Here is a 24459-nt window from a genome sequence, read left to right on the forward strand (position 1 = left end):
TTCTCCAGTTGCGGGTATATACCCGCTTAAAATCGGAAAAACCGGCTTCAAGCCAGTTCATCCAGCAGCTTCAACAAGGTTTCGCGTTTTTCAGCACCCAGTCGATCCACCAGGCGCTGTTGCGCGGACTCCCAGGCCGGCAAAGCCGCTTTCAGGCGTTCCGCGCCGGCCTCGGTGAGCTTGACGATGCGATTTCGCATGTCTGCGCCTTCGACCAGCATGACCAGCCCTTCGCCCTCCAGCACCCGCAGATTACGCCCCAGGGTGCTGCGGTCCAGTCCCATGGCCTCGGCCAGGGTGGAAATACTCGGTTGATCCAGACGCTGCAGATTGCACAGCAGAGAATACTGGGCAACGTTGATCCCGAAGCCATCGAGAGCGCCGTCGTAGTGCCTGCTGACGCCACGGGCGGCGCGACGCAGGTTGATGCATAAACATTGGGAATCAAGCATGGTGCGTGTATATACCCGCGAGTGTGTTAAATCAAGTTACAGATGGGTTTATTCAGTAACTGGGCCGCGTCTGGTCGATCGCAATCGCGAGCAAGCTCGCTCCCACAGTTGATCGGCGTCAAGCACAAACGCTATGGCCGCTGAAGATCCAATGTGGGAACGAGCTTGCTCCGGGCGGCGTTCCGACGATAGGGCCAGAACATTCACCACAATCCCATCAGACTAAAGCCAAGCCCACTAGCAACGCTACTTCCAGCAGCTCCAGCAACGCCCCCGCCGTATCGCCCGTCGTCCCGCCCAATCGCCGCAGCATCACCTGCCGCAACCAGGCAAATACCAGCGCTGCCAGCACAACGGCCAAAACACCATTCAGACCCGCAACCAGCACACAGCCCAATGCACTCGCCGCCAACACCTGCATGCCCGCCCGACGCGGCAAATAATCAGCCAGCGCCTGCCCCAAACCACCGGGACGCACATAAGGTGTAGTCAGGAACAACCCCAGCATCGCGCCACGGCCAATCAATGGAACAATGATCAAGGCAACGCTGTGTGGCTGCTCGAGCAACGCCAGCAACGCGGCGAATTTGAGCAGCAGCACCAGCACCAGCGTCACCACCGCGATCGGCCCGCTGCGAGGGTCCTTCATGATCGTCAGTGTGCGCTCACGGTCGCCAAACCCGCCGAGCCAGGCGTCGGCGCTGTCGGCCAGGCCGTCGAGGTGCAACGCCCCGCTGAGCAACACCCACACCGTCAGCAACAGCGCCGCGTGCAGCAACAGCGGCGTACCCAGCAACAATCCGTTCAGCGCCCAAAGAATCACGCCGAACAGTAAACCGACCAGCGGATAAAACAGCAGCGATCGACCGAGTTCCCGAGGCGCCGGCATGCCGGGCAGACGAATCGGCAGACTGCTCAGGAACTGCAGGGCGATCCAGAACGGCAGCATGTTCAGCTCGCTTCCGTTAACAAGCCGTCGGACCCGATGGCCAGCGAGAACAACGCACCATGACCGACTTCAACATTGAGCAACTGTTCACGCGGCAAGCCCCGCGCCTGGGCCAGTAACAAACGCATCACACCGCCATGGCTGATCAGCAATACCCGCTGACCCGCGCAGGTCGCCTGCAAACGCCCGACCCCTGCCAACACGCGCGTCGAAAAATCCTCGACCCGCTCACCCTCAGGCGGCGTAAACGCATAAGGATCGGCCCAGAACAAACCCAAGGCTTCGGCATCGGTCTCCATCAGCGTCGCGGCGCTCTGCCCTTCCCAGGCACCGAAATGCAACTCCTGAAGATCTTTGTCCAATTGCACGGGCAAACCCAGTCGTGCTCCGAGCTCTTCGGCGAACCGTGAACAGCGTTGCAAAGGTGAGCTGACCAGGCGATCCCAAGGTCCTTGCTCGACGACCGCCGCGCGCATCTGCGCCCAGCCCTTATCGGTCAGCGCATCGTCGAGGCTGCCGCGCAGGCCACCGCCAAGTTCGGTTTCGCCGTGGCGCAAGAGATCAAGGTGCAAGGTCATGCCGGACGATCCGCCACCGCGGCTTCGGCAAAGGTCGCCATCTGCCCGTGAAGATCGCAGGCCAGACGCAGCAACGGCACCGCCAACGCGGCGCCACTGCCCTCACCCAGGCGCAGCCCCAGGTCCAGCAGGGGTTCGGCGTCCAGGGTTTCCAACACATGGCGATGACCCGGCTCGGCACCGCGATGGCCGAACAACAGCCATTCGCGGCAATCCGGGTTCAAGCGCACCGCGACCAACGCGGCAACACTGCAAATGAACCCGTCCACCAGCACCGCGATACCTTCCTGGGCACATGCCAGATACGCGCCGACCAGCGCCGCGATTTCAAAACCGCCGAGGTTGAACAGGGTTTGCAGCACGTCGCCACACTGAGCGCCGTGCAACGCCAACGCGCGCTCGATGACTCGTGCCTTATGGCTGACGCCCGCCGCGTCGAGTCCGGTGCCCGGCCCGGCCAGATGCAGCACCGGGCAATCGAGCAAGGCGCAGGCCAGGGCGCTGGCCGCGGTGGTATTGCCGATGCCCATTTCGCCACCGATGAACAACTGCGCGCCCGCCGCGATGGCTCGCTGCGCACTGTCGCGTCCGGCCTGCAAGGCGAGTTCGCCCTGGGCCTGAGTCATGGCCGGACCGTCCACGAAATTGGCGGTGCCCGGGCCGAGGTTGAGGTGACGTACCCCCGGCAGATTCAACGACGGCGTCACGGTCCCCAGATCGACCACTTCAAGTGTGGCCCCCAGTTGCCGCGCCAACACGCTGATCGCCGCACCGCCGTTGACGAAGTTGAGCAGCATCTGCCCGGTGACTTCCTGGGGAAACGCCGACACACCTTCGGCGACCACGCCATGGTCACCGGCGAATATCGCGATCCACAGCTGATCCAGGCTCGGCTTTACCCGTCCCTGCAGCCCGGCCAATTGCACCGCCACCGACTCCAGACGACCAAGGGAGCCGGCAGGTTTGGTCAGCTGCTGCTGACGCATCCGGGCCTGCTCGAGCGCTTGGGCATCGATCGGCTTACACGGGTTCAGCCACCAGGATTGAGTCATAACGCAGTTCCTTTCAAAGTCAGGGGCAGGCCGGCGACGGTCAGGACGACGCGCTGACAGCGCTCGGCCAAGGCTTGATGCAGCCAACCGGCTTCATCGACATAGCGGCGAGTCAATTCGCCCAGCGGCACGACACCCATTCCGGTTTCGTTGCTGACAAAAATGATCTCGCCCGGCAGCGATGCCAGGCACTCGAGCAGGGCTTCGCGTTCGGCGACCAGGCGTTCGGCATTTTCGAGCATCAACAGGTTGGTCATCCACAGGGTCAGGCAGTCCACCAGCAGGCAACGGTCAACGCTGGCGGTTTCGCGCAAGACGCGGGCGAGTTCAACGGGTTCTTCGATCAACGCCCATTCGGCCGGGCGACGGGCGCGGTGATGAGCCACCCGTTCGTTCATTTCACCGTCCAGGGGTTGGCTGGTGGCGATGTAGGTCACTGCCAGACCACTGTCGGAGGCGAGTTTTTCGGCCAGGCGGCTTTTGCCGGAACGGGCGCCGCCGAGGATCAGTTGCAGCATGGTTCATTCCTTAAAATCTTCGGTGAGTCGACAGGCCTCATCGCGGGCAAGCCCGCTCCCACAGGGATCTGCGTCGTACACAAAACCCTGTGGGAGCGGGCTTGCCCGCGATGAGGCCGGCACAGGCGCCTCAAAAACCACAGAGCTGACGCAACAGCCGGGTATCCAGATGCTTCTCCACCAAATCCGCCAACCGCTCGATATCCCGCTCACGCAACCCGTGATAGTCTACTTCCTGCACTTGCTGCAAACCCGCCCAACGCAACAACGCACTGCAGGCCGCCGGCGATTCGAACAGGCCAAACGAGCCAAGCAGTGTCGGCGGCCCAGTATTTACAAGGAGTTGCGGCAGTTTTTGGTCCTGGATTTTCACTCACCCACCGACCACCTAACCACAGAAAGTATCCATTGGTGCCAATTCAAATACGTAGACTCTTTGCTCAAATCAATCGCCATAGACCTCCCCACCGACCACCCAACCCAATGGGGTAAGCCCACAATGTCGAGTGCTCGGCAGGGATGTCCCGAAGCAGGTGCTCCGGATTTTACGCAGTTTTTCCCGACTCCGCTGGACTCCAGATAGTACCTGTCGCATTAGCCGCTGCATCCACTGCCGCAAGCAAGGTCTCCTGTGACAAGTGACTGTAACGCTGAGTGGTCTTCAACTGAGCGTGCCCAAGCACCTTGGATACCTCATAGATTGAGCGGCCTGAGTTCACCATATTGCTGGCCATGCTGTGCCGTAGATCGTGCATCCTGACTTCCGCCAACCCAGCTTGCTTGCGTGCAGTATCCCAGCTACTGAAAACAGACTTGAAAGGTTGCTTGATCTTTGGGTTGGGCACTAAATAAGGGCAACCATCCCATTTAGGCAACTGCTCCAGAATCGCCAACACCGCCTTTGATAAAGGTACATACCTCGGCTTACCTGACTTCGAGGTCGGGATACGCCAAACGCGGCGTTCCAGATCAAAGTGTTCCCAGCACGCATCAAGCAGCTCCCGTTTACGCGCCCCGGTCAGCAACAACAAAGGGACGATGTATTTCATCTGACTATTTCCACAGTCATCCAGTGCATCTTTCAATCGCAGCGTCTCCTCTGCGGTTAAAAACCGCTCACGGGCATTGTTCAGCTCGTACATCGAAGCTCCCAAGGTTGGATTAGTTTCAGCTCCAGGTATCTTCCATTTCTTCGCAAGGTTGAACATGTAACGCATCAAAACAAGCACACGATTACAGGTCGCGGGCGCATACCCCTCAGCACGCATAGCATGGTGATGCTCGATGACAGACTGCTGGCTTATTTGATCCAGATGGCAATTTCCAAACGTAGGCAGCACATGGTTACGAAAATAGCTTTCGTCTGATGACCAACTTTTCTTGTCCCCCTTCACAAACGGCATGTACCTATCCTTCGCAAATTCAGCCAGCGTCGGAACTGTTCGCTTGACCTTACGCACGTCAGATGGGCTTTCTCCCAGCACCACACGAGAACGTAAAACCTGAGCCGCCTGACGAGCTTTGTCATAAGAGATTGACTTAGAGTCACCAATTTTGTGTTGGCGTTGTTTGCCATGCTGGTCACGGTAACGAAGGTGAAACGTCTTTCCACCAGAAGCGCGAACTTCAAGAATGAAGCCTGTGATGGTTGTGTCGTAATAGTCCACCTTGCTCTTGCCCTCGGGGCAGATAGCCGTGCGGACAAAGTGGGCATCCAGGTTTGCGTTGGGCATGGGAATGTTCCTTATTGGAAGCAGTAGAAGAAGGACAGGCCACAACCCAAAGCTGGCTGCAGCACGGGGTTGATGGGATAGGCGAGTACTGGGCAAGCGCTATGAGCGATGCAGATAGCAGACAAAACGGCATTTATTCTTCGGAACTCCTTTGTGTTTCAAGGGCATAGGAAGTCCACGACCACAAGCACTGGGCTGGGCCGGGAACCGTTGGGATAAAAAAGCGGTGTAAGGACATCAGGGGGGAGGAGGTGGTGGCAAAAATGGGGCATTGGCCGTTAATGAATTCCAAAAATCGACACAGCTTCGATTTTTAAATCTATTAACTAAAATCTTGGAAAAGTCCTACCCCCTGCTCCCCCTCTTGCCCCTAAGTCCTGAGCACTTAATAGGTGGCAGTGCCCATGACCTCAATAGTCATCCAAATTCACCGATTTTAAAGGTGTCTTCGGGAGTAAGAGTGTCGGGTTAATCTTGAGCGGAACGCGCCATTTGTATGACCCCTTAATTTTCTTAGGAGGGCCCAATAGCTCACGTAGGATCGATGCGCATTCCTTGCATTGCGAGTTATGAGGTCGTTCAATGCCCAGCGTTTTGAGCAGCGTTATCGCGGTCATGGGCAGGTCACCCACATTGACATCGCGCTCCAGATCTAGTGCCTCCATCATGAGTTCGCGTATGACACTGAGCGTCCTGTGCTGGCTATTGCACGATTCCAGCAGCTCTTCCTCAGATGGGCAAAGCCACCATTCGGCACCCTTTTTAAACTCATCAGCCAATTGTGCAAACAGCTGCTGCATCTCGATCTGGTGCTGATAGTTAATGGAAATCAAAGGTATCGTCCACCAGCGGCTATTACCGGTGGAATCGACTAAAAAGTTGCTGTCATTGACGGTGGCAAAGAACACCGTTTTGCGCGGGTACTCTGATTCAATCCGACCATAAGGCCGACGAACCTTGTCGCTGTCACTGGTTAGAAACCCCTTCAAGCGAGCCACGTCTTTCCTGAAGGAACTGTCAAGTTCTCCGATTTCAACAAACCAGTGGACAATGGCTCCGAGGATGGAGTCCTTGTTGCTAGGGTCCAAATGGTGATCCACCTTGACCACCTTATCGCGCAACCCCGAGTCCGGAACCAGTGACGTCAACCAGCTGGTCTTACCGATTCCTTGTGGTCCTTGAAAGGTCAATACACCCCGTCCTTTGAAGCCACTGGGCTTTAGCGCAGCAGCTACAGCACTGAGCAACCACTTCCTAACCAGCGTGTGTTTGAGCGACACCGGAAACTCTTCCGTCGTCACCAAGGTGTTATACATGGAGGGCAGTCGATCGAAACCGTCCCATGGCGTGCCCTCAATCCATTCTGCAACGGGGTTATAGGGTGTGTTATTGCCTATGGCTTCGACGTAGGACCAAATCTGACCGTAAGCAATACCGTTGAGTGTGGCCAAGCTAATGATTTGCGTCATGGCCGAGATGTCACCGTTATCAGGGGCTCCAAGATGGCTAGGCAGACTAATCTGGAGTTTCTTGGTGATGACATTACTTCTCACGGTAATGCCATAAGCCGAGATCAAATGGCTGATATTAGGGATGGTCGCCGGTGGAAAGGATGCGCCTGGACGTGGCGGGTTAGGAAACGTCATGGGATCCAAAGGTTGTGCAGCATCGAGGCTGGAGGCAGGCATTTCTGACATGTTGAGATCAGGCGTTCGCGAAGCCAAGGAAGCCAATTGAGCGCTAGGGTTGGTGTGGGGAATATCAGGAGAAGGGCCACCGATCTCGGGCTGCTTAGCTACGCAGAGTTGGGCACTGATTATGTGTGCATCAGCCACAGAGGCGTCTTGAGCACGCGCTGGGAGGTGCTCAGCGGTAGAGGACACGTCAGGGGGATTTAGAATGGACAATCGAACGGACGCAGCAATAGCGGTAGACATGGCGTTTTCCAAAACAAGTGCAAACCAAAAGCATCAACCTAAAGGCTGATACTGAGTTAGACGTGGGGTAGGCACTTGCCGAAGGAAAAGTAATAATGAACAAAAATATATCAACGCAGTAGGTCGTAGGTCTTGGACAACCGTTGATGTGCGTCATACTCCAATAAAATTAAACACCAAGTCAATATGATTAATGAAAAAAATCTCAAAAACCGTTGAAAATATTAAAATTCAACTAGCAAATAATTAAAACTAGTAAATATATTTTTTAACTATTTAAAGAGGCTTTCACCAAACACCCAAAATAAATGCTAACGAACGTACATTCATAAGCTTCACACTCACACCGTCCGTGTACCGACGAGTCTTCCAGAAATTTCGCTACCCCCTGCTGCCCCCTTCAGGTCCTCCGGTAAGACGCCCTTTTTGCTACCCCCTGCTACCCTCCCCGCCGAACGCCAGACACGCGACCCCCTCCGCGCAATGGCAGATCGCCCAACGGGAACGAAAAGTGCGACAGTGGTGTAAGCCAGGGAACAACTAGGGGTAGCAGGAGGGTCGAGGCATGACGCTGGGGATGTGCATCCACAGCGTGACTCAGGGGCGGACGCTGGAACGCCTGGTGCGTTTCAGTCCATTGATTGGTACTCGACTTAGCCTGTTTTTTGTCCAGGAGCAGCAGCATTACCGTCTGGCCAGCCTCGATCACCAGTGCGACTCGGTCAAACCCCGGCAGTACACCGATGCCGGACTGGCTTCGCTGCTGGGATTCTGTCGCTGGCTGGCTGGAGGCAAATCGCTGCAACCGTTGAGTGTGGAGTTTACCTATCCCGAACGTGAAGACATCTCGGAGCATCAGCGGCTGTTTGGCAGTGAGCTGCGTTTCGGGGCGGCCTATGACAGCATCCTGTTCGATGGCCAGGCGCTTCTGCGTCCATTGAGCATGGCCAACGAGTCGCTGGCTGTACTCCATGACAGTTTTGCCGAGGCTCAGCTGGACCTGTTGTACGGCTTCACTATTGTGTGCAGGATTCGTGCACTGATCACCGAGCGCCTGAGTCAGGGGCAAGGGCTGTGTGATATGGAATCGATAGCCGCCGCGCTGAACATCAGCAAGCGAACGTTGCAACGGGCACTGGAGAAGGATGGCGCCCAGTTCAAGGACGTGCTGAACGATGTGCGGCGGCAGCTGGCCGACTTCTACCTGCGGCATTCCCATTTCAATATGAAGCACGTGACTCACCTGCTCGGGTTCCACGACCACAGCAGTTTCCACAAGGCCTGCACCCGCTGGTTCGGCATGACCCCCGGTCAGTATCGAGTCGATGAATCCCAGCTCAATGTCAAGGAAGCCACCAAAAGGAATTATAGTCCCGGCATGTCGTCCGGGGAATACAAGCGGGTGGTCAAGTGGGATGCAATTACGCAAGCAGCCTTTGCTGCCGACACTGAGCTCACTCTCCCGGACAACCGCTTTGAAGGCGCCAGCACGCTCTCAGGGCCACCCCGGCGCACGAATGCCTCTTTCGCGGCGAGCCTAAGCCCCGCACTCTTCATTCCTGGTAGTAATACAGCTTATTGACAATGATCCAGTGACCATCGATTTTCAGGAGTGACAGGTAGTCTGTAAACCTCATCCCGCTGTAATCATCAATGATTTTTACAGCGGCGGCGTCCCCCGTCACATCCATACTCTCCACCTGCCAAAATGGTTTTACATCGCCTGCGGCTGGGCCTTCTATTAGAATTGCGCTGACAAAGTCATTGAGAGATAACCACTCAAGGGTTCCCTGAAAGTGGCCAATGATATAGCACGAGGGGTGGAAAGCTTGCCGCAGTAAAGTTTCGTCTGCGAAGACCATCCCCTCTACATAATTGCGGATCACAAGGTTGATGCCGTCTTTGTCTGATGCCTGAATATCCATCTCATTCACCCCTGACTTTTTCGATGTCTTGCCAAGCATCGTGCTTCTTGGGTTGATCTATTGCCTCTCTAGGAAGCTGATCAATTTGAAAGCCTAGCACCGTGCCTCAGATGTTGCCTCGAACGCCCATGCATCCCGGACGGCAGAATTGATGGGTGACAGAGGCTCTCAGAGGCGGGTTGACGATCGGTTACCGACAGCGCTACCGGAAACTTGCCGCTCACTCGAAAAGCCTCGGAGCGCCAGCTGGTGGGCTGCTGCGTAATTGCAGCGCAATTGACCACCCATTTGCATTGCCTCTGACCAGTCAATTGCATTCGTGCTGACCAACCGTTTGCATTCAACTTGACCGGCACACGCAGTAGTGACGACCGGCAGAGAACGGCCAACAGTGGCCGGTGAACATGGAGATGGCAAATGGGTAGCGTCACTGATGCTCCTTTCGTCTCAAGAGGGCCGCAGGGCTTGCCGTCATCCATGTCGTGTTTCTCCCTGAGCAATGTCGCATTTGCCGCGACTACGTCTAAGCTAGACAAGGACTTACAGGACGACTAGGAACGTTATACGACACGCCATCGCGACAAGAAATGCGACATGGCATGTCGCCTAATAGTAGTTAGGTATCGATCATGGACTATGAATCGAAATGTGCTGGTTGCTGCCGCTCTCAGGGCCTTGACGCTGTACCAGGGGGAATTGCGAAGTTGGCTGGCGGCTGGGTAGTAAATCAGTACTGGGGATCGGAGGGTTTTCTCGGCTGGCTTGCGCTACAGCCCCGCTTTCATCGCATGTCGCTTTCTGAACTGACTGAAGATGAAGCAAGGTCACTTGGCCAAAATGTGCGAGACTTAGATTCCGTTTTAACGAGTTACTGGTTAAACCAATTTCCACATGATCCGCTCGAACGGGTATACATGATTTACATGTTTGAAGCTGAATTCGCCGAACCTCAGCCCACAGATAAATTTCATCTTCATATTCACCTGATCCCGAGAACCAAGAGTCTTGGGCAACATGGGCGGTTGCGATTTACGAAGAATGGGATCACGTGGAACGATGGCTGGCATATGCCTCGAATGAAGGAGCATGGAGTAATTCCAGAGCCTTACGATCTGTCTCCTAACAACCGTGTCGCTCGGGCTACTTCTTTAATGGATTATATTCGCCATGAATTGTCCATCAAGCCGTAAGCTGCCTAACCCGGCAGTGAAGGCCGACGCGCGAACTCGTACTTTTACCTATTTCCACAATTCGGGGCGCGCGCGGCTTACTTCGTTCCGTTATGTATGCAGGAGAGACAAGTGATAAAAACGCTTTCTATTGTGTTTATGATGCTTGTTCTCTGCTCGGGATCCACGAGGGCAGGGATAAGTGACGATATAACTACTGGCTATTCCGGATTTAATCCAGGAAAATGGTCTTTATATAGCCTTGAAATTGAAATGAACTTTAACGAGGTTTTAAAGGCATTCCCAGGCAAATGGCTTGAACTAAAAGATAATGATAAAAACCTGATTGCATTCTATTCTGTTGCAGGCACAGAACTGGGAGTTCCTCGCGCGAAAGTCTTTGTATAGCGATCAAAAGATAAATTAATTGTTAACCAAGTAGAAATCAATGTTGCAGAAAACGACATCAAGTATGGAAGAATCGCTCACGTTACAGAAACAATGGAACTTTTGCTTGGTACTGCTATTCACTTTAGGGGCGATAAATACGACCATTTGTGGGTTGACGTCAAACTCGGCAAGGCAATTAGAGTCAAGAAAAGTGATTTTATGCCAAAAGCATTCATTATTATTCTTTCAAGTATGCTAAGTGAAGCCGATAGCATGAAATGGAATTGCGGCTAACAATACCTATATGGACTCTCCCCACAAGTAGTGAGCAAAGCTCCCCCACGCCGAGGTCTACCCGGGAAGACCAATGTCTATTTTTGTATTGGCGAGCAGACAGGTTGAACGGTGATGGTCGGGCGCACGCCGATCTCTGCCGGTGTCGACCGTCCGCTTTGGGTCGAGCCTGTGTAAAAACGTTTTAAAGTACGTTTCACGGTCAGAGCCAGAACGAAAATCGCGTTCCTACGCAAATTTCAGATCTGCTGATTAACCAAACGCTGACAGATTATACGTAGCAACGCAGACTACAAAACGGTGCGTGCGTTTTCACACAGCCTGGGTCGTTTTCTGCCGGTCGCCACCGACAGCGATGGGTCTCTTGCCACCTATCACGACTCGCAGGTATGCGGCGATTTGAGCTAGTCAGGAACGAGCACACGGGTTGTGAGTTCTCTCTATTTCTGTGACCAGTTTGTTGGCGCTGATTGAAAACTGACCCACCCTGCCGATTGAAAATTGACCCAGGGCGGATTGCTGATTTTTGCAACAGCAATTGTGGATAAGCTTAGCAGCAGTGACCCGGTGACAGATGCACTAAGCGCCACCGCATGCAGGCATACGGCAGGGTATTCCGGGTGAGGAACAAAATGGCTCATCGTCCTCTGTACCATCATCGTCCTTGCACTTACGTTCACGTAATTTGATCTTTGTCTGAGCAATCAAATTACTGTGTTGCAGGCGGTAGGACTCATTGCCCGTTTCGATGTGGCAGTGGTGCGTGAGCCGATCTAGCAACGCAGTGGTCATCTTGGCGTCGCCAAACACGCTCGACCATTCCGAGAAGCTGAGATTGGTGGTGATGACCACGCTGGTGTGCTCGTACAGCTTGGACAGCAGGTGAAATAGTAGGGCACCACCGCTCTGGATGAAGGGTAAATACCCCAGCTCATCGAGTATCACCAGGTCTGTCCGAAGCAGCCCTTGAGCGATTCGGCCCGTCTTACCGTCGTATTTTTCACGCTCCAATAAATTAACCAAATCCACCGTGGAGTAGAAGCGTACGCGTTTGTTGTGCGTCGTGATCCCGGACACAGCCAAGGCGGCGGCCAGATGTGTCTTGCCTGCGCCTGCGCACATCTGAGAAATAAAACCGCCTCAACTTCGCCCCCAACCGTTCTTCAGAGAAGAAAAACAATATTTGAAATGTGAGCAGCGTAAAAAACAACGGAATCATCAAAGTATCCTATACTCAAATGTTTTACTATCAAGTAAAAAATGACGCCATTAGTCTAATAAAATAAGACACGTCAACACAAGATCTTGACATTGAAAAATAATGTCTAGAATAAACAAATCGGTCGATAGCTAAAAATTTCCTACCTTACTACCCACAGGCTAAGATCGAGGACGTAACGTGACGAAAGAATTACACCTTGTCGGGTGAAGCTAAAGCGAGGCGACATGAAATATACCAGAGTTTTATCACCACAAAAAGTTACACGCCTCGCAATAGCATTTTTTGGAGTGATATTTTATTTCTTACTAAACAACTTCCCAGATGTATCAGCAGCAACGATCGCCCGTCCAGGTGCGCATTTAGAAGCCCCCCACCGAGGAAAACAATATCCTGGTGCAGGTTATCAATTACAGTCATTATATAACGAGCAACGCTATAGAGAGAATGCACCAAAATATTTCGAAAACCTCAAACAGACAACAAAAGCAAAAGCGCGGATCTTGCTCAATAACTTATCAGATCGTGAGCTGACAGCCCTCATTGGTGGGCTAACTCTGGAACAGCGAGTTGACGTTCAAACATCGCCCTCCTCAGACCAAGTGACACTAAACAAATTAGTTGAACAGTACATATATCAAGACTTACGCGTTAGTACTCGAGATGCTTTTTTGAATATGATTAATAGTGAGATTGACAAAACAAACAAAGACAACTTAAACCAAATGTCAGAAGCAAATAAAAACATGCTATTTGACTTCGCCAAAGAAAGAGGCTCAAAGGCTTTAAAAGTTGAGCAGATCGATATTGACCTAGTCGACAAATGGTATGAAAGCATAATTAAGGAGCAAGATAAACTACTGGCAACCTTCCCTATCCTGTACAACATTCGCGAAACCGATCGACCTTTGCTGGACATCTCTACTGCAATAAACAGCATTTCACAGTCAAACACGCGCAGACTTGCACTCCATGAGTATCTGGATAAAAATACAGACCTACAAAAACTCAGTATAACAGACTGGAAAATAAAAACAAATACAGCAGAAGAGGTGTGGAATACCCTTCACATACTCGCCAGCCCATTACCTGGGGACCGACCTGACATAGTACTATTCATGGATCCTACATACTCAGGTAAAACCATTTCAGAAATATCAAAAGCTTCAAAGAAAAACATAGGAAAACCTAAAATCCTGGATCACACTGACATCCAGCGCTTCCTTTCAGGATATGAAGGAAAAACGGTAATTTTAATCGGTCACATGGAGAACTCTCATATCGTTCTCCGAAAAGACAACGCAACCTCACTCAAGATACACATACCAACTCTCATAGAAAAAGCAGCAAAACAGAACACCTTACTACTTCCTCTAGGATGTAACTCCGCAAGTGAGGGTGCTTACTTTGGTTTTTTACGACCTATTCTCGCGAGTGAAATTGCTGCCTCAATAAAAATGATACCCAGTCGAGCCATTAATATAGGCGAATTTCTGAATGCCTTTAACAACATTGGATCAATCGCCTTAGATGCGACAAATATTGCACAGCATTTGGATTTTGTTATACACCAGTCGTCACCCCAAGGAAAAAAAGAGGGGATTACAGTCATCAGGATTCCAACCTTCAATGCAGCACCGAGACAGAGCTTCTCAAGCTACTATAGCAGTTTAGGTAACATCGAACACATTGAGACAATGGGCACTCCGAGCCCTCCGCCTCCACTCCCTGAAAGCACCTCGGTACTAGGCACTTTTTTTGCGACATTTGCTGGCGCCATTTTTTCATTCCCTGTACGAGTTTACTTCCGAGATAAGCTTATGCGCCGACAAGAGCTTCTCATTAAAATTCAACTCATGATGGCATTTGGAGTTATTCTCACAGGTGCAATTATCTTTGCCTCTTGGCTGCTTTCAATCAATTTAAACATACCACTTACCATCACATTAGCAATACTACTCTGCTTAGCTCTACCAATCAACACAGGAACCATCAAGGCCTACAAAGGAAATCTGAAATAATGAACATACTAATTAACTACTTGGACACCGCCCACCCAGACACACTAAAAGAACTAAGCACTAAGTACCCAGAGGATTCAGCTCACTTAAAAAACGACGAAGAACTTGGTGAAAACCTTACAAAACAGAAAATTGAATCCATCAGTCGTGACACACTAATAGCAATTTTAAGGACGACCACGGAACACCTGATCAATGATTCTGAAAAACTGATATTAATCTTCAAAGATCAAATAAATAAAATCCAAAGGATCAAGATGTTTGGTGGGATCTTAGCGGCATCTGTTGGACTATTCACAGCGCTATTCGTTTTTTTGGAGAAGCATCATGGATGGTCTACTGAAGGAAGCGTGCTTGGTGGTGCGATAATCAGTACTTTAGGAGGCCTCATGACCTTGTCAGCAGATCAATTAGAGCGTAGTCCTATCGGAAACAAGGTTTCTGCTATCGAAGAACTTAGTGCGCTAATAGAATCCCGATGCAATATAGAGCGCTTAAACAAAAAAATCCTGCGCGATCCTCTCATCCCACTTACAGACGAAGAAATAATGAATTCCACCGAGCTACTCGATAATTTAGCACTCAGAACCCTCCGACTAAACTTTACAATCCAACATGAATAAACTTGGTTTGTTTCCTAATAATCGCAGTTAGAATAATGGGACAGATTTGTTTTTATAGTAACTGACGTCGTGATGAAAACCAATCTGCCCCATTCTTCCTCTACCCATTAAAGATTGGCAACGCCACCCTCGCACCCATCCAGTCTCCGGCTTCTCACCGTCAACTCTCCTCCTGCTCCAGTTCGATCGCTGTCGCCGCAGTACTCAGTGCACTGGCCGCTTTCGGCCGATTCTGTTGAAAAAGTCGGTTTTCCTAAACTGCGGAAAATTGATCGGTCAGCGTGCCTTTTTAGCGCGTTGCTACATGAAATCTCAGCCCGAATGACCTCTGCGAAGATTCGAAATTTCAATCTCAGGCGCGTTTTTTTTTGCGATGGTAACCGACGCCGACTTTTTCAACAAAATCGGCCGATTTCTGCCTGTCGTCACTGTCGGCTTCAGGTCGGATAGCGACCACCACGCACTGTACCTAATCCACCCTTGTCCTTGCCAGCTTGAGGTTCGGCTGCTTCATTGGCAGGATAACCAGCCTCCAATCCTCAGGTCAAAGCAGTAACCAGTCACTCTGCCACAAATGGATAGTCATCAGACTGCTTCTAGTTATTTTAAGCATGTATCGATTCATGCAATAGGACGACGTTCACCCTGCAAATATTTGGTAAGTTGTAGGCCCATACTTTTTGGAATTAGGTATATAGCTTTCCCTTTTCCGTTGATACTTGACGCACTAACCAAACTGATCTTGACTCCTTTCAACGTTGAATCAAGGATCTCCCCATGACCAACATCGTGATTAGCTGCGACGGGACTTGGAACACTCCCGAGCAACTCGACAAAGGAGTACCCGCCCCCACCAATGTGGTCAGACTGCACAATGCCGTGGCAGACTCCGACGCCAAAGGAGCAAGCCAAGAGAAGTACTACCACCCAGGAGTCGGTACCACTGGCAAGTGGTGGGAAAAAGCCATTGGCGGTGGCACAGGGGCTGGGCTGGACGACAACATCAAAAGCGCATACCAGAGGCTGTGTTACAGCTATAAGCCGGGTGCAGCTATCTATCTGTTTGGTTTCAGTCGCGGTGCGTACACGGTCCGAAGTCTGTGTGGTTTCATCACCAGTTGCGGCTTACTGAAGATCGCTGGTTTAAAGCCGGCAGAAGTATGGAGCCGGATCGATCAACTGCTGAAAAGAGGCTACCGGCGCAAACTGGAAACTCGAACAAACTGGGATGACTTGGGTTGGAAGTTTCACAACTCGGCGAGTGCCAGCATTCCGATTCACTTTATTGGTGTATGGGACACCGTTGGCGCGCTGGGCATTCCTGACGACATGGCTTTGCTCAACTTAATAGACGACCGCAATCGCTACACCTTCCACGACACCACCCTGCACAACTCAGTGAAAACGGCGCGCCACGCGCTGGCCATGGATGAACGTCGGGCATCGTTTCAGCCGACCTTGTGGACCAATGTGTCAGCAACACACGATGTTCAGCAGTTATGGTTTCCCGGTGTGCATTCAGATGTGGGCGGGGGCTATCACGAAAGCGGGCTGGCAGATGGTGCCCTGCAGTGGATGATCGAAGAAGCGTCCAAGTGCGGGCTGCAATTCAATAATGCCATTACGCAGGTCAAGCCTGATTACCACGATATGATGCATGACTCTTGTGACGGTGTGTTCGGCCTGTTGCCTACGCAACCGCGCAGTATTGCGAACCTTCTTCAACAACAAACCAGTTTTCACACATCCGCACTGCAACGCCAAGCTGATCCTCCTATCACCCAATACCCCTATCGCCAATCGCGCCTGCTTGCACCATCACCCTCTTTAATGCTTGATATCTCGGCACGTCTTCCATGGAACGAAACTGGGCTGTGGCTGGAGGCTGGTGTGACTTACACCCTTAGCGCAACTGGGGAGTGGCTGGATAGCTCCATCAGTTGCGGTCCCGATGGCACCAATGACGGGAACTTCCAGCCAGCGGAAGTTGCACAACTGGTGGCCAGCGCACTCGGGCAGGTGGAGTCCTGGTATGGCAAGCTCTTCAAAAACAGCGATGCCAACTTCCGCTTCACAAAGCGACACGAACAGTACCCCTGGTTCTGCTTGATGGGTGCCATCGTCAATGGTGATGGCGTGGACGCCAAGGGTTTTCTGATAAAGCCCGAGACTTTCAAGATTGGCAAGGGGTGCAGTTACACGCCTAAGCGCTCGGGGTATTTGTATGCCTATGCCAATGACGCCTGGAACTGTTATGGAAACAATCGAGGGCATGTGGCGCTGCAATTGAAGTAGTATTGCAATAGCAGCCTGCAACGACAGGGCAGAGTGCAATATGACTACTAGGACGCATTTGCGGGCCATCGCGACAGGCAGAAATCGGCCGATTCTGTTGAAAAAGTCGGCTTCGATTTTCACGGCAGAAAAGTAGGCGTTTGAGATTGAAATCCTTACTTTGTGCAGAAGGTTCCGGGCTCAGATTTCACGTAGCAGCGTACAAAAAAGACGTTTTCACCGCTCAATGCACGGACGGCTTGGCCGGATGGACTTTTTCAACAGAATCGGCCATTTTCTGCCGGTCATGGTTACGACGCGTGCTGGTCAAGTCCGATGCAACTGGATGGTTAGGTCGAATGCATACGGGTGGTCAAGTCAGTGCAAATACCCAGTTCTTCTCTTTCCGCGCTCTATCGTGTGATGCTGCCAGCGAATCGCCTCAGGTACGATTTCATTGATGATCACGGCGCCTGCCGGGTCAAACCGGACTGTTTTAGATGACACTATGCCGGTTGTAATGCCGTGGGCTTAATCGTCACGGGAAATCACAGGGGTGTCGACGCTGATCGAAACTTGCCCGTCCTGCCGATTGAAACTTGACCCAAGACGGATTGGTGATCCCGGCGTTTTTCAAGGTAGTTGTCGCTTCAGCCATCTAACTATGCCGCTCTTTCTCGACCTGTTGCTCTCGATCCGGGTTCAACAGCACGGTGCCGATCGGCTCCCAGTTACGTGTTCGACCCGACCACCGTTCCGGCTTTTTCTCTTTGGCTCGTTCGTACAGCTCATGTCGCCGGCTCGAGACCTAATGGTCCAGTCCCCGATGTCGCTCAGCCGGTGTGACGAACCGGATACGGCTATGCCGGTGCTACTGGGCATCACGCCCTCACGGGGCCGACCGCGGTGAACCGCCTGGGGCGCTGACTACGGCCTCGTTGCTGTTGACCCGTCGCTCGCAAGACGCGATAAACGTCGCCTCCGATGCCAGATAACGCCCGTTATCCAGGCCGATGCCCGAACGACGACCGTGCGGCCAACGCCGCGCAATGCGCTGAGCGAGGTCGAGCGACAAGCGATCGTGGCGCTGTGCAGCAGCTCCGAGTACGCCCACCTGCCGCCGAGCCAGATTGTGCCGCGTCTGACCGATCAAGTGCATAACGTGCGCGCTTGTTGGCGGTAGGGACTCGTAGCTTTCGACTCTACCACGGAGCTGGTCTAACTCAGAAGAGCGTGAGGATGGTTACCCGAGTCTCAGATGGGAAGTATTTCAGCCCACAAAGCATGCGTGACCGACCGACTTCTTCAACGACGACATTGAACTTCAACGTGCCATCCTCTTTGGAGCGCCCCATGCTGTAAATATAGCCAGCTCGGAGCTTTTCCTTGACCTTGTTGGCCAGTTCATCGGCTGTAATTTCGGCTAATCCAGCATGCTTTAGGGCGGGCGCGTGTTGGTCTCGAAGGTAAATCAACTTTTTCTCATCTATATCCAGGATGCAGTCTTTGATGTGTACGGGATAAGGCGTTAGCGCGTTTAGAGACATTGCCACGTCATGTTCATGCTGTAGAACGGGTCGCTCGATTTTGTAGGACAGGAACATACGGTATAGCGAGCTTTCTATGCTCTTCACTGTGAATCCGAACGTCTTGAAGTCCCAAGGTAAATAGCCTTCGTTGTGATGTGGGCCGAGGCCATCGTCGTGGGTATCGATGATGATGTTCTTATGCTGAACGAAAGCTCTTATCAACATCGTGGAAATCATTGCTTTCATGAGCGTTGTATAGGTTAGATCCAAGGCCCCCATATATGCGGGATGATTTGAAAAGGACTGCACGATTGCCTGCTTGCTCGAAGGCGTCAAATTATTTACATAGTAGAGAGCCACAGTGTCCCTAAACCAAGCGTTCGGAAACCGAGCCTCCAAGTCCGTTTCGCCATAGCACTTCTCGTATACGCGAGCAAAGGAACCTGTTGCTCCTATCCAGTCTCCATACAGGACGCTCCGAGCACCGCCTCGATCAAGTTTTGGCAAAAGCATGTCCATGACCTCGTGGCCATAGAAGTCACTGCTGAATTTTGTCCAGTCGAAAAGAAAAGCCGTTTCTATCTTTTTTCTAGTCAACGGAACGAGTGCATTCTTCAGGTCTTTGTAGTCGATTCCCTTTGCATCGAGCCCAACACGTAACGCCAAATAGGAGCCCCTAATAGTTCGATGCATCTGTTCGGTGTCCAGCTGCAAAACGCTCTCAAGGATCTCCAGCGTGGAATCGCTGCGAGCCTCCAATGTATGAATGTAATCAAATTCGTGTGCCATGCCTGCTAGCCAATAGGGACTGTCCTTAGGACTATAGCCGCATAGTGTTGACGCTGATCGAAACTTGACCCGCCCTGCCAATTTAAACTTGACCCAAGACGGATTGCTGATCCTGTGCCTGATGGCCTGTATCCTCCTACCCAAAAATTTGGGAGGAGTGGGAGAACACGTGGGTCAGTTTTGAATCGATAGAACAGCCGTTAGTGGGTCAGTTTTCAATCAGCGCCAACACCGTGGAAACCAAAGCCGACTTTTCAACAGAATGGCCGATTTGAGCTGGTCAGGAACGAGCACACGGGTCGTGAGTACTCTCTATTTCTTTGATCAGTTCACTTCGAGTGATGATGTGGTAGTCATGGTTTGTCTCCAAAAAAAATAAGGGAGCAGGCCATCGGCACTGCTCCATAGGGGAAATCCCCAAACGCCAGACACAGGTATCCCTCCGTACGATGGCTGATCAACAACAAGGAAAGGGAGTTCAGATCTGGAGCGTGGGGAAGGTCAGTGTTGCGGGGATAGTACGGGGGTGGTGTAGAAACCGGGCAGATCTGCCCTGGCCGAGTGGATCAGGATACCTTTTAGCGGATACGGAAGAAGTAGAAGGACCATCCCACTACCAATACCAGCGGAATGCCCAGCCATGGGTATAGGAAGCTCAACACTGCTGTACTGGAGATGCCCAGCCAACGAGTCGCCGGAAACCACATGCCCAAGACAGCAGCACAGATCAACGCCGAGGTAATCGACCACATACCTCAAGCCTCCTTATGTTTGCGTTTACCTTTGGTAGCCGCTGACTTTTCCGCTTCATCCTCCTGCACCATTGCCTCGATTGCTACCTGTTCAAATGTCATCCCCTTAATGTGTTCATGCCAACGACTGTTCTCCACCTTGTTCTGAATCAACCCCAACGCCTTGATGACCGCCATGACAAAGCCTCCGGTATTGACAGACTTGTTTGGAAAGAGGGTCTTGAAGGACGTTGAAGTGAGCTCAGCAGCACCAGTGATCAATTGCTCGATCACCAGACACGGAATCCACTCCTTGCTGAAAAAGCCGCTGCCGGTGTTGCTGACCAGCTTCAGGTACAGCTCAGATTCCCCTTTGCAGCCCAGCTGGTAGCCCAAGGTGGATCGACCGGTCAGGGAGGGACAGCTACCACTTTTCAGAACACGGATTTGATCATCAAGGCGAATGGTTCCAGGGGTGGTTCCAGGCACAGGCTCTGGTACGACTTCAGATGATGCTCCTGTTACGGATGAGGATTGGTTTTCAGTTTCGGATACAGATTCTATGGACATAGTGATACCTCTCAAGTTTAGAAATGAGATACAGGGATGGATGGGTATTGGTGTACCGAGGAATTGAAGGGCTTTAGGGGCCTTTCAAATAAGATGGCCGAATGGCCGTAACAGGTAGGACGGGTTATTGGCGGGCGTATTGCTGGAGCATCTGGAGCAGTTCCGGATCAGCGTGTTTTGGTACGAACACCACGACACCGAATCCATCGTCACTGAGCACATAAACCAACTCAAACCAGTTAATGTGTTCCTCGATGGCCTCCCATGAAGGGCTGAAGCCTGGTTCTCCATACCGGCAGCCATCGAAGCGATTAGCCATGATAGGGAAGCCCAAGGCGGCATCCAGATCCGCGACGGTATCGCACTCTTCAAACACGATGAAATTAACCAACTCACTTAGGTCGTAACCCTCATATTCGTTAAGACGTTTGACATGAACAGCCAATAGCTCATTCAGCTCAGGCTCAAGCCATGACCTAACCCCCTCCTCTATCGATTTTGAATCTCGCAATATCTGCATCGTACACCTCCTTTTCTGCGGACAAAAAAAAACGTCCAAGGATTGCTCCTAGGACATCATTTACACTCAAGACAACCACAACAAGGCACCACACCCACACACGAATCCCTCCGCGCAATGGCGGATGCTCCTGTGGGGATCAGGACGTGCCACAGTGGTGAGCCAGGGAACAACGAGGAGTAGCGGGAGGGTCGATAAATCAGCGCCGCCCTGAGCGACCGAATGCTGCCGTCTCGGTGGACCTTGAGAGGGTGACTAACGGCTCCTCCTATTTGAGGTCCACCCCCTCTGCCCTCGCAGAGCGATAGCTCTCACCAATGCCCTGTAGGCAAGTTTCCCAGGCCTCAACTTGCCTAGATGTAGCCACGATTGGCCGGATTGCATTCGATCGGCCGAATAACTGTTTACAAATACGCTGCAAAATGAAAATCTCCGATTGATTGAATGACAGGAGTAGCGGTATTGCAGCATGATACATTTGCCTCAAACTGAAGTCGTAGCGCACCAATTTTTGGACCGGAGGGACCATGTGTAAACTTACAAAATGGAGCAGAACTCTTATGTAGGTATTAAAAATATAAAATATAAAATATAAAATATGAACAACATTTGATGATCGAAGGGTAGCATGGAAAGAACACTAGTTTTTAAGGCCTCGTACAATTTTAACGCTGACGATAAAGGGACTGTAATACCCGTAGCCATAGAACATGAGGATGGTACAATTACACCAGCCAGCCCGGAGGATTATCCAAGCAATAATAGGATTTTCATTTCGAAGGAATATCAAAAAATTAATTCCACCTTTGCAGACGGCGAGCTTTTTGCGCTCAGCGATGTAAAAGAGGCAAACCTGGAAGAGAGTTATGGTGCACCGGGACGCTCAAAATATTATTCCATGGGGTTCTATAGTACCGCACTGGAGGCAAGCACCTATGTACCGATAGTTAAGATGGACTTACCAAACATTGCATCTGGTCGGGTAGAGCATGGTCCTGGCGTGGACGTAGGAGGCAAACCATTTTTCATCCTAAATGGCGGTATCGTTTCCGGACCTTTTGTGTCCCAAGGCGATGAAGACTCTTATCTGATAACTCCATTGCAAAGCGTAACCCCTTTATCTCTGAGCACACACTATGTAGCTCAGTTTGTACTAAGTGATTTAGAAAGCGCCGGGATGGTATTAAGGACTTCGGCTAGTGGTCCGGAGAGGTTGTATTTTACCTCCATGAAAAAAGCAAAGGAATCAGTCCCTTATGATCTCCAAGACTATATTTCTGATGCAGCCCTAATTCGTCTTTTTGCCAAAAATGATTTTGGCCGTGGTCTAGGGAGCCTTACGAAGACTGAGGCAACAAAGCTCGCAGGTCTTATCAACTCCTATCGAAAGAAAAATAAAGTAACAGCTGACAATGACAGAACAGCTCGACTTGAGAGTGTGCTTGACGACTACCTAGCATTTGAGGGCGTCGGCAATGACGTGTTAAATAACTACCTCCAAACCAAGGATGGAAGAAATTTCCTTGGCGAGTTTGTTGATCGCAACAAAGAAATTTTGCTGAGAGAAACTATAAAAAATATTGAGAGCCGTGAAACTGAGCGCCGGGAAAAAGCGGAGCGCGAAACGGCTGAAGTTTTAAGTAAGCTAGAGTCAAAGAGAAGTGAATTGCGCCAAATTGAGGAAGAGTTTGAGCGACGCAAACGAGAGGCTCAGGACAAAATTGAGCAAATTAATACTAAATCCCGCGAAGAGGAGGAAGTTACACTGAGGGATAGAAACAAGCAGATAGTCGAAGAGATCGAGAACAACGAAAAACAACTTACAGAACTCCGACAATTGCTGGGCGACTATAAAGAAATAAACAAAAGAAAAGAACAAATCAAAAAACTAGAAACACACATAGAGATCAAGAACGAAGATCTTAGCAAACTAAAACAGCTTGTCGAGCAACAGCAGACCTTTATTACAAATCCAACCATGGCCAGTCAAAAAATGGTTGAAATTGACATGGTAAAAAAATTGTTGAGTGGGAGCTCTAATAGCGCAGAACAAGAGGATGTTATGCCTCTATCTTTAGCTGCATATCCCGCTGAAGTTAGAGGCGAGTCTCGCATTTCTTATATTAATGACTTAAAAGACAAGTTCTCTGGTTCAGATGGACGAGTTTACAGCTATGATGAAATGGCAAACATTGTAATTACAGTCATGCAGAGTTATCTAACGATCATGGCTGGACCACCCGGAACAGGAAAGACGTCTACAGTAAATCGACTTTCAGACTCCCTGGGCCTTACTGCTTCGAGCAAGTCCAGCATGGAGACAGACAACTTCCTCAGCATATCTGTTGCTCGTGGATGGGCATCCAGTCGAGAGTTACTTGGCTTCTTCAACTCGCTTAAAAATTCCTATCAACCATCACGCAGCGGCCTATACCAATTTCTGAATGCGTTCTCCAAGCAAGCAACTCAAGGTGGCGAGTATCTCGACGCACTGAAACTGGTCCTGCTCGATGAAGCGAACCTATCTAGCATTGAACATTACTGGTCTGACTTTCTTCTAATCTGCGACTATTTTGAGAAAGGAAATAAAATTGATATTGGTGGCAATAGTCAAAAGAGTCGATACATAGACATTCCAAGTAGCCTTCGATTCATTGGCACCATCAATAACGACTCGACAGTGGAAGGACTTTCGAACCGTCTGATTGATCGCGCAGCAATTATCAGTCTCGGTTATGAATCATCAGTAACTAGCTCCAAGCTAAGCAACGATGTTTTGTATGGAGCAGTCCCATACAATGAACTGGCAAATGCCTTTATTCCCCGCGATGACGAGGACTATTTAGAAATTGCAGATGAAGTTCGCTTGAAACAAGTTCTAGACATTTTGTCCACCTCGGCAATTAAGGGCGGGCAAATCCACTATAGCAAGCGCAAGACGAACGCTATTAATCGCTACTGCTTTATCGCCAATCAACTTTCTTACGAAAAGACTCAACCACTTGACTTTGCAATTAGCCAACATATTCTCCCGGCCATCAGCGGTCATGGCCAAGGCTTACGTGAACGTCTAAAACAACTGGAAGCGAAGCTGGATGAGTTTGACTATTCAGTATCGCGTAAAATCATTACAAGCATTATTGATGCTGGCGATGACTATTCAGACTCTTACTCTTTCTTCTGAGT

General features: G+C 51.1%; 19 protein-coding genes and 4 pseudogenes. 8 read left to right on the plus strand and 15 right to left on the minus strand.

All coding sequences use genetic code 11. The features are described from left to right. Positions 1 to 47: 47 nt before the first annotated feature. From ACA067_RS23645 to ACA067_RS23680, 8 genes and pseudogenes are all read right to left on the minus strand, one after another. Complete coding sequence (locus ACA067_RS23645; protein WP_497458741.1) at positions 48 to 452, minus strand: MarR family winged helix-turn-helix transcriptional regulator; 405 nt, start codon at positions 450 to 452, stop codon at positions 48 to 50. Between the two features lie 217 nt (positions 453 to 669). Next, entirely contained in the window at positions 670 to 1401 is a 732-nt protein-coding gene (locus ACA067_RS23650) for an adenosylcobinamide-GDP ribazoletransferase (protein ID WP_497458742.1), read from the minus strand. Between the two features lie 2 nt (positions 1402 to 1403). Beyond that, entirely contained in the window at positions 1404 to 1979 is a 576-nt protein-coding gene (cobC, locus tag ACA067_RS23655) for an alpha-ribazole phosphatase family protein (RefSeq protein ID WP_497458743.1), read from the minus strand. Continuing rightward, the gene (cobT, locus tag ACA067_RS23660) at positions 1976 to 3031 is read right to left on the minus strand and encodes a nicotinate-nucleotide--dimethylbenzimidazole phosphoribosyltransferase (RefSeq protein WP_497458744.1); all 1056 of its coding nucleotides are present in this window, start codon (positions 3029 to 3031) and stop codon (positions 1976 to 1978) included. The genes cobC and cobT overlap by 4 nt, the downstream gene beginning before the upstream one ends. After that, positions 3028 to 3549: a bifunctional adenosylcobinamide kinase/adenosylcobinamide-phosphate guanylyltransferase gene (gene cobU, locus ACA067_RS23665; protein ID WP_497458745.1), complete on the minus strand. Its 522-nt coding sequence runs from the start codon at positions 3547 to 3549 to the stop codon at positions 3028 to 3030. The genes cobT and cobU overlap by 4 nt, the downstream gene beginning before the upstream one ends. Before the next feature lie 130 nt (positions 3550 to 3679). Then, positions 3680 to 3850 (minus strand): annotated as a pseudogene (locus tag ACA067_RS23670) (cobyric acid synthase); the annotation flags it as partial. A gap of 244 nt (positions 3851 to 4094) precedes the next feature. Continuing rightward, positions 4095 to 5282, minus strand: coding sequence for a tyrosine-type recombinase/integrase (locus ACA067_RS23675; protein ID WP_497458746.1), 1188 nt, complete (start codon positions 5280 to 5282; stop codon positions 4095 to 4097). A gap of 410 nt (positions 5283 to 5692) precedes the next feature. Next, entirely contained in the window at positions 5693 to 7219 is a 1527-nt protein-coding gene (locus ACA067_RS23680; RefSeq protein ID WP_497458747.1) for a VapE domain-containing protein, read from the minus strand. Between the two features lie 565 nt (positions 7220 to 7784). Here ACA067_RS23680 and ACA067_RS23685 point away from each other — a divergent pair. After that, positions 7785 to 8801 (plus strand): AraC family transcriptional regulator, encoded by a 1017-nt coding sequence (locus ACA067_RS23685; protein WP_497458748.1) that lies wholly within the window; start codon positions 7785 to 7787, stop codon positions 8799 to 8801. On the opposite strand, the gene ACA067_RS23690 is transcribed toward ACA067_RS23685, so the two are convergent. Next, entirely contained in the window at positions 8773 to 9144 is a 372-nt protein-coding gene (locus ACA067_RS23690) for a nuclear transport factor 2 family protein (protein WP_497462839.1), read from the minus strand. The two genes, ACA067_RS23685 and ACA067_RS23690, sit on opposite strands and share 29 nt — an antisense overlap. Positions 9145 to 9773: 629 nt before the next feature. On the opposite strand from ACA067_RS23690, the gene ACA067_RS23695 reads away from it, so the two are divergent. Further along, positions 9774 to 10334, plus strand: coding sequence for a calponin homology domain-containing protein (locus ACA067_RS23695; RefSeq protein ID WP_497458749.1), 561 nt, complete (start codon positions 9774 to 9776; stop codon positions 10332 to 10334). Between the two features lie 111 nt (positions 10335 to 10445). Next, positions 10446 to 10721 (plus strand): hypothetical protein, encoded by a 276-nt coding sequence (locus tag ACA067_RS23700; RefSeq protein ID WP_497458750.1) that lies wholly within the window; start codon positions 10446 to 10448, stop codon positions 10719 to 10721. Between the two features lie 855 nt (positions 10722 to 11576). Here ACA067_RS23700 and ACA067_RS23705 read toward each other — a convergent pair. Continuing rightward, positions 11577 to 12110: pseudogene (locus ACA067_RS23705) on the minus strand (ATP-binding protein); the annotation flags it as partial. 333 nt (positions 12111 to 12443) lie between these two features. Here ACA067_RS23705 and ACA067_RS23710 point away from each other — a divergent pair. The 3 genes from ACA067_RS23710 to ACA067_RS23720 all read left to right on the plus strand — a co-directional run bounded on the left by ACA067_RS23710 (position 12444) and on the right by ACA067_RS23720 (position 17155). Continuing rightward, entirely contained in the window at positions 12444 to 14237 is a 1794-nt protein-coding gene (locus ACA067_RS23710; RefSeq protein ID WP_497458751.1) for a hypothetical protein, read from the plus strand. Next, the gene (locus tag ACA067_RS23715) at positions 14237 to 14860 is read left to right on the plus strand and encodes a hypothetical protein (protein WP_497458752.1); all 624 of its coding nucleotides are present in this window, start codon (positions 14237 to 14239) and stop codon (positions 14858 to 14860) included. The genes ACA067_RS23710 and ACA067_RS23715 overlap by 1 nt, the downstream gene beginning before the upstream one ends. Positions 14861 to 15637: 777 nt before the next feature. Then, positions 15638 to 17155: a T6SS phospholipase effector Tle1-like catalytic domain-containing protein gene (locus tag ACA067_RS23720; RefSeq protein ID WP_497458753.1), complete on the plus strand. Its 1518-nt coding sequence runs from the start codon at positions 15638 to 15640 to the stop codon at positions 17153 to 17155. Positions 17156 to 17792: 637 nt separating this feature from the next. On the opposite strand, the pseudogene ACA067_RS23725 reads toward ACA067_RS23720, so the two are convergent. Then, positions 17793 to 18005: pseudogene (locus tag ACA067_RS23725) on the minus strand (IS3 family transposase); the annotation flags it as partial. Between the two features lie 123 nt (positions 18006 to 18128). On the opposite strand from ACA067_RS23725, the pseudogene ACA067_RS23730 reads away from it, so the two are divergent. Further along, positions 18129 to 18287 (plus strand): annotated as a pseudogene (locus ACA067_RS23730) (IS3 family transposase); the annotation flags it as partial. Positions 18288 to 18357: 70 nt separating this feature from the next. Here the strand turns inward: ACA067_RS23730 and ACA067_RS23735 are convergent. The 4 genes from ACA067_RS23735 to ACA067_RS23750 all read right to left on the minus strand — a co-directional run bounded on the left by ACA067_RS23735 (position 18358) and on the right by ACA067_RS23750 (position 21273). Next, entirely contained in the window at positions 18358 to 19452 is a 1095-nt protein-coding gene (locus ACA067_RS23735; protein WP_497458754.1) for a hypothetical protein, read from the minus strand. Positions 19453 to 20030: 578 nt separating this feature from the next. Beyond that, complete coding sequence (locus tag ACA067_RS23740; protein ID WP_497458755.1) at positions 20031 to 20204, minus strand: hypothetical protein; 174 nt, start codon at positions 20202 to 20204, stop codon at positions 20031 to 20033. Between the two features lie 3 nt (positions 20205 to 20207). Beyond that, complete coding sequence (locus ACA067_RS23745; protein WP_497458756.1) at positions 20208 to 20753, minus strand: hypothetical protein; 546 nt, start codon at positions 20751 to 20753, stop codon at positions 20208 to 20210. 124 nt (positions 20754 to 20877) lie between these two features. Beyond that, positions 20878 to 21273, minus strand: a complete 396-nt coding sequence (locus ACA067_RS23750; RefSeq protein WP_497458757.1) for a hypothetical protein — start codon at positions 21271 to 21273, stop codon at positions 20878 to 20880. Positions 21274 to 21901: 628 nt separating this feature from the next. Here ACA067_RS23750 and ACA067_RS23755 point away from each other — a divergent pair. Then, complete coding sequence (locus tag ACA067_RS23755) at positions 21902 to 24457, plus strand: DUF8727 domain-containing protein (protein ID WP_497458758.1); 2556 nt, start codon at positions 21902 to 21904, stop codon at positions 24455 to 24457. The last annotated feature ends 2 nt before the right edge of the window (positions 24458 to 24459 follow it).

It is taken from the genome of Pseudomonas sp. LBUM1674, assembly GCF_059695635.1.

Excerpts from the sequence above, each read along its gene's own strand:
- ACA067_RS23720 (WP_497458753.1), top strand. The coding sequence starts at position 15,638 with ATGACCAACATCGTGATTAGCTGCGACGGGACTTGGAACACTCCCGAG.
- ACA067_RS23715 (WP_497458752.1), top strand. The coding sequence starts at position 14,237 with ATGAACATACTAATTAACTACTTGGACACCGCCCACCCAGACACACTA.
- ACA067_RS23650 (WP_497458742.1), bottom strand. The coding sequence starts at position 1,401 with ATGCTGCCGTTCTGGATCGCCCTGCAGTTCCTGAGCAGTCTGCCGATT.
- ACA067_RS23745 (WP_497458756.1), bottom strand. The coding sequence starts at position 20,753 with ATGTCCATAGAATCTGTATCCGAAACTGAAAACCAATCCTCATCCGTA.
- cobC (WP_497458743.1), bottom strand. The coding sequence starts at position 1,979 with ATGACCTTGCACCTTGATCTCTTGCGCCACGGCGAAACCGAACTTGGC.
- ACA067_RS23710 (WP_497458751.1), top strand. The coding sequence starts at position 12,444 with ATGAAATATACCAGAGTTTTATCACCACAAAAAGTTACACGCCTCGCA.
- ACA067_RS23685 (WP_497458748.1), top strand. The coding sequence starts at position 7,785 with ATGACGCTGGGGATGTGCATCCACAGCGTGACTCAGGGGCGGACGCTG.
- cobT (WP_497458744.1), bottom strand. The coding sequence starts at position 3,031 with ATGACTCAATCCTGGTGGCTGAACCCGTGTAAGCCGATCGATGCCCAA.
- ACA067_RS23750 (WP_497458757.1), bottom strand. The coding sequence starts at position 21,273 with ATGCAGATATTGCGAGATTCAAAATCGATAGAGGAGGGGGTTAGGTCA.
- ACA067_RS23675 (WP_497458746.1), bottom strand. The coding sequence starts at position 5,282 with ATGCCCAACGCAAACCTGGATGCCCACTTTGTCCGCACGGCTATCTGC.
- ACA067_RS23695 (WP_497458749.1), top strand. The coding sequence starts at position 9,774 with ATGGACTATGAATCGAAATGTGCTGGTTGCTGCCGCTCTCAGGGCCTT.
- cobU (WP_497458745.1), bottom strand. The coding sequence starts at position 3,549 with ATGCTGCAACTGATCCTCGGCGGCGCCCGTTCCGGCAAAAGCCGCCTG.
- ACA067_RS23680 (WP_497458747.1), bottom strand. The coding sequence starts at position 7,219 with ATGTCTACCGCTATTGCTGCGTCCGTTCGATTGTCCATTCTAAATCCC.
- ACA067_RS23740 (WP_497458755.1), bottom strand. The coding sequence starts at position 20,204 with ATGTGGTCGATTACCTCGGCGTTGATCTGTGCTGCTGTCTTGGGCATG.
- ACA067_RS23755 (WP_497458758.1), top strand. The coding sequence starts at position 21,902 with ATGGAAAGAACACTAGTTTTTAAGGCCTCGTACAATTTTAACGCTGAC.
- ACA067_RS23690 (WP_497462839.1), bottom strand. The coding sequence starts at position 9,144 with ATGGATATTCAGGCATCAGACAAAGACGGCATCAACCTTGTGATCCGC.
- ACA067_RS23645 (WP_497458741.1), bottom strand. The coding sequence starts at position 452 with ATGCTTGATTCCCAATGTTTATGCATCAACCTGCGTCGCGCCGCCCGT.
- ACA067_RS23735 (WP_497458754.1), bottom strand. The coding sequence starts at position 19,452 with ATGGCACACGAATTTGATTACATTCATACATTGGAGGCTCGCAGCGAT.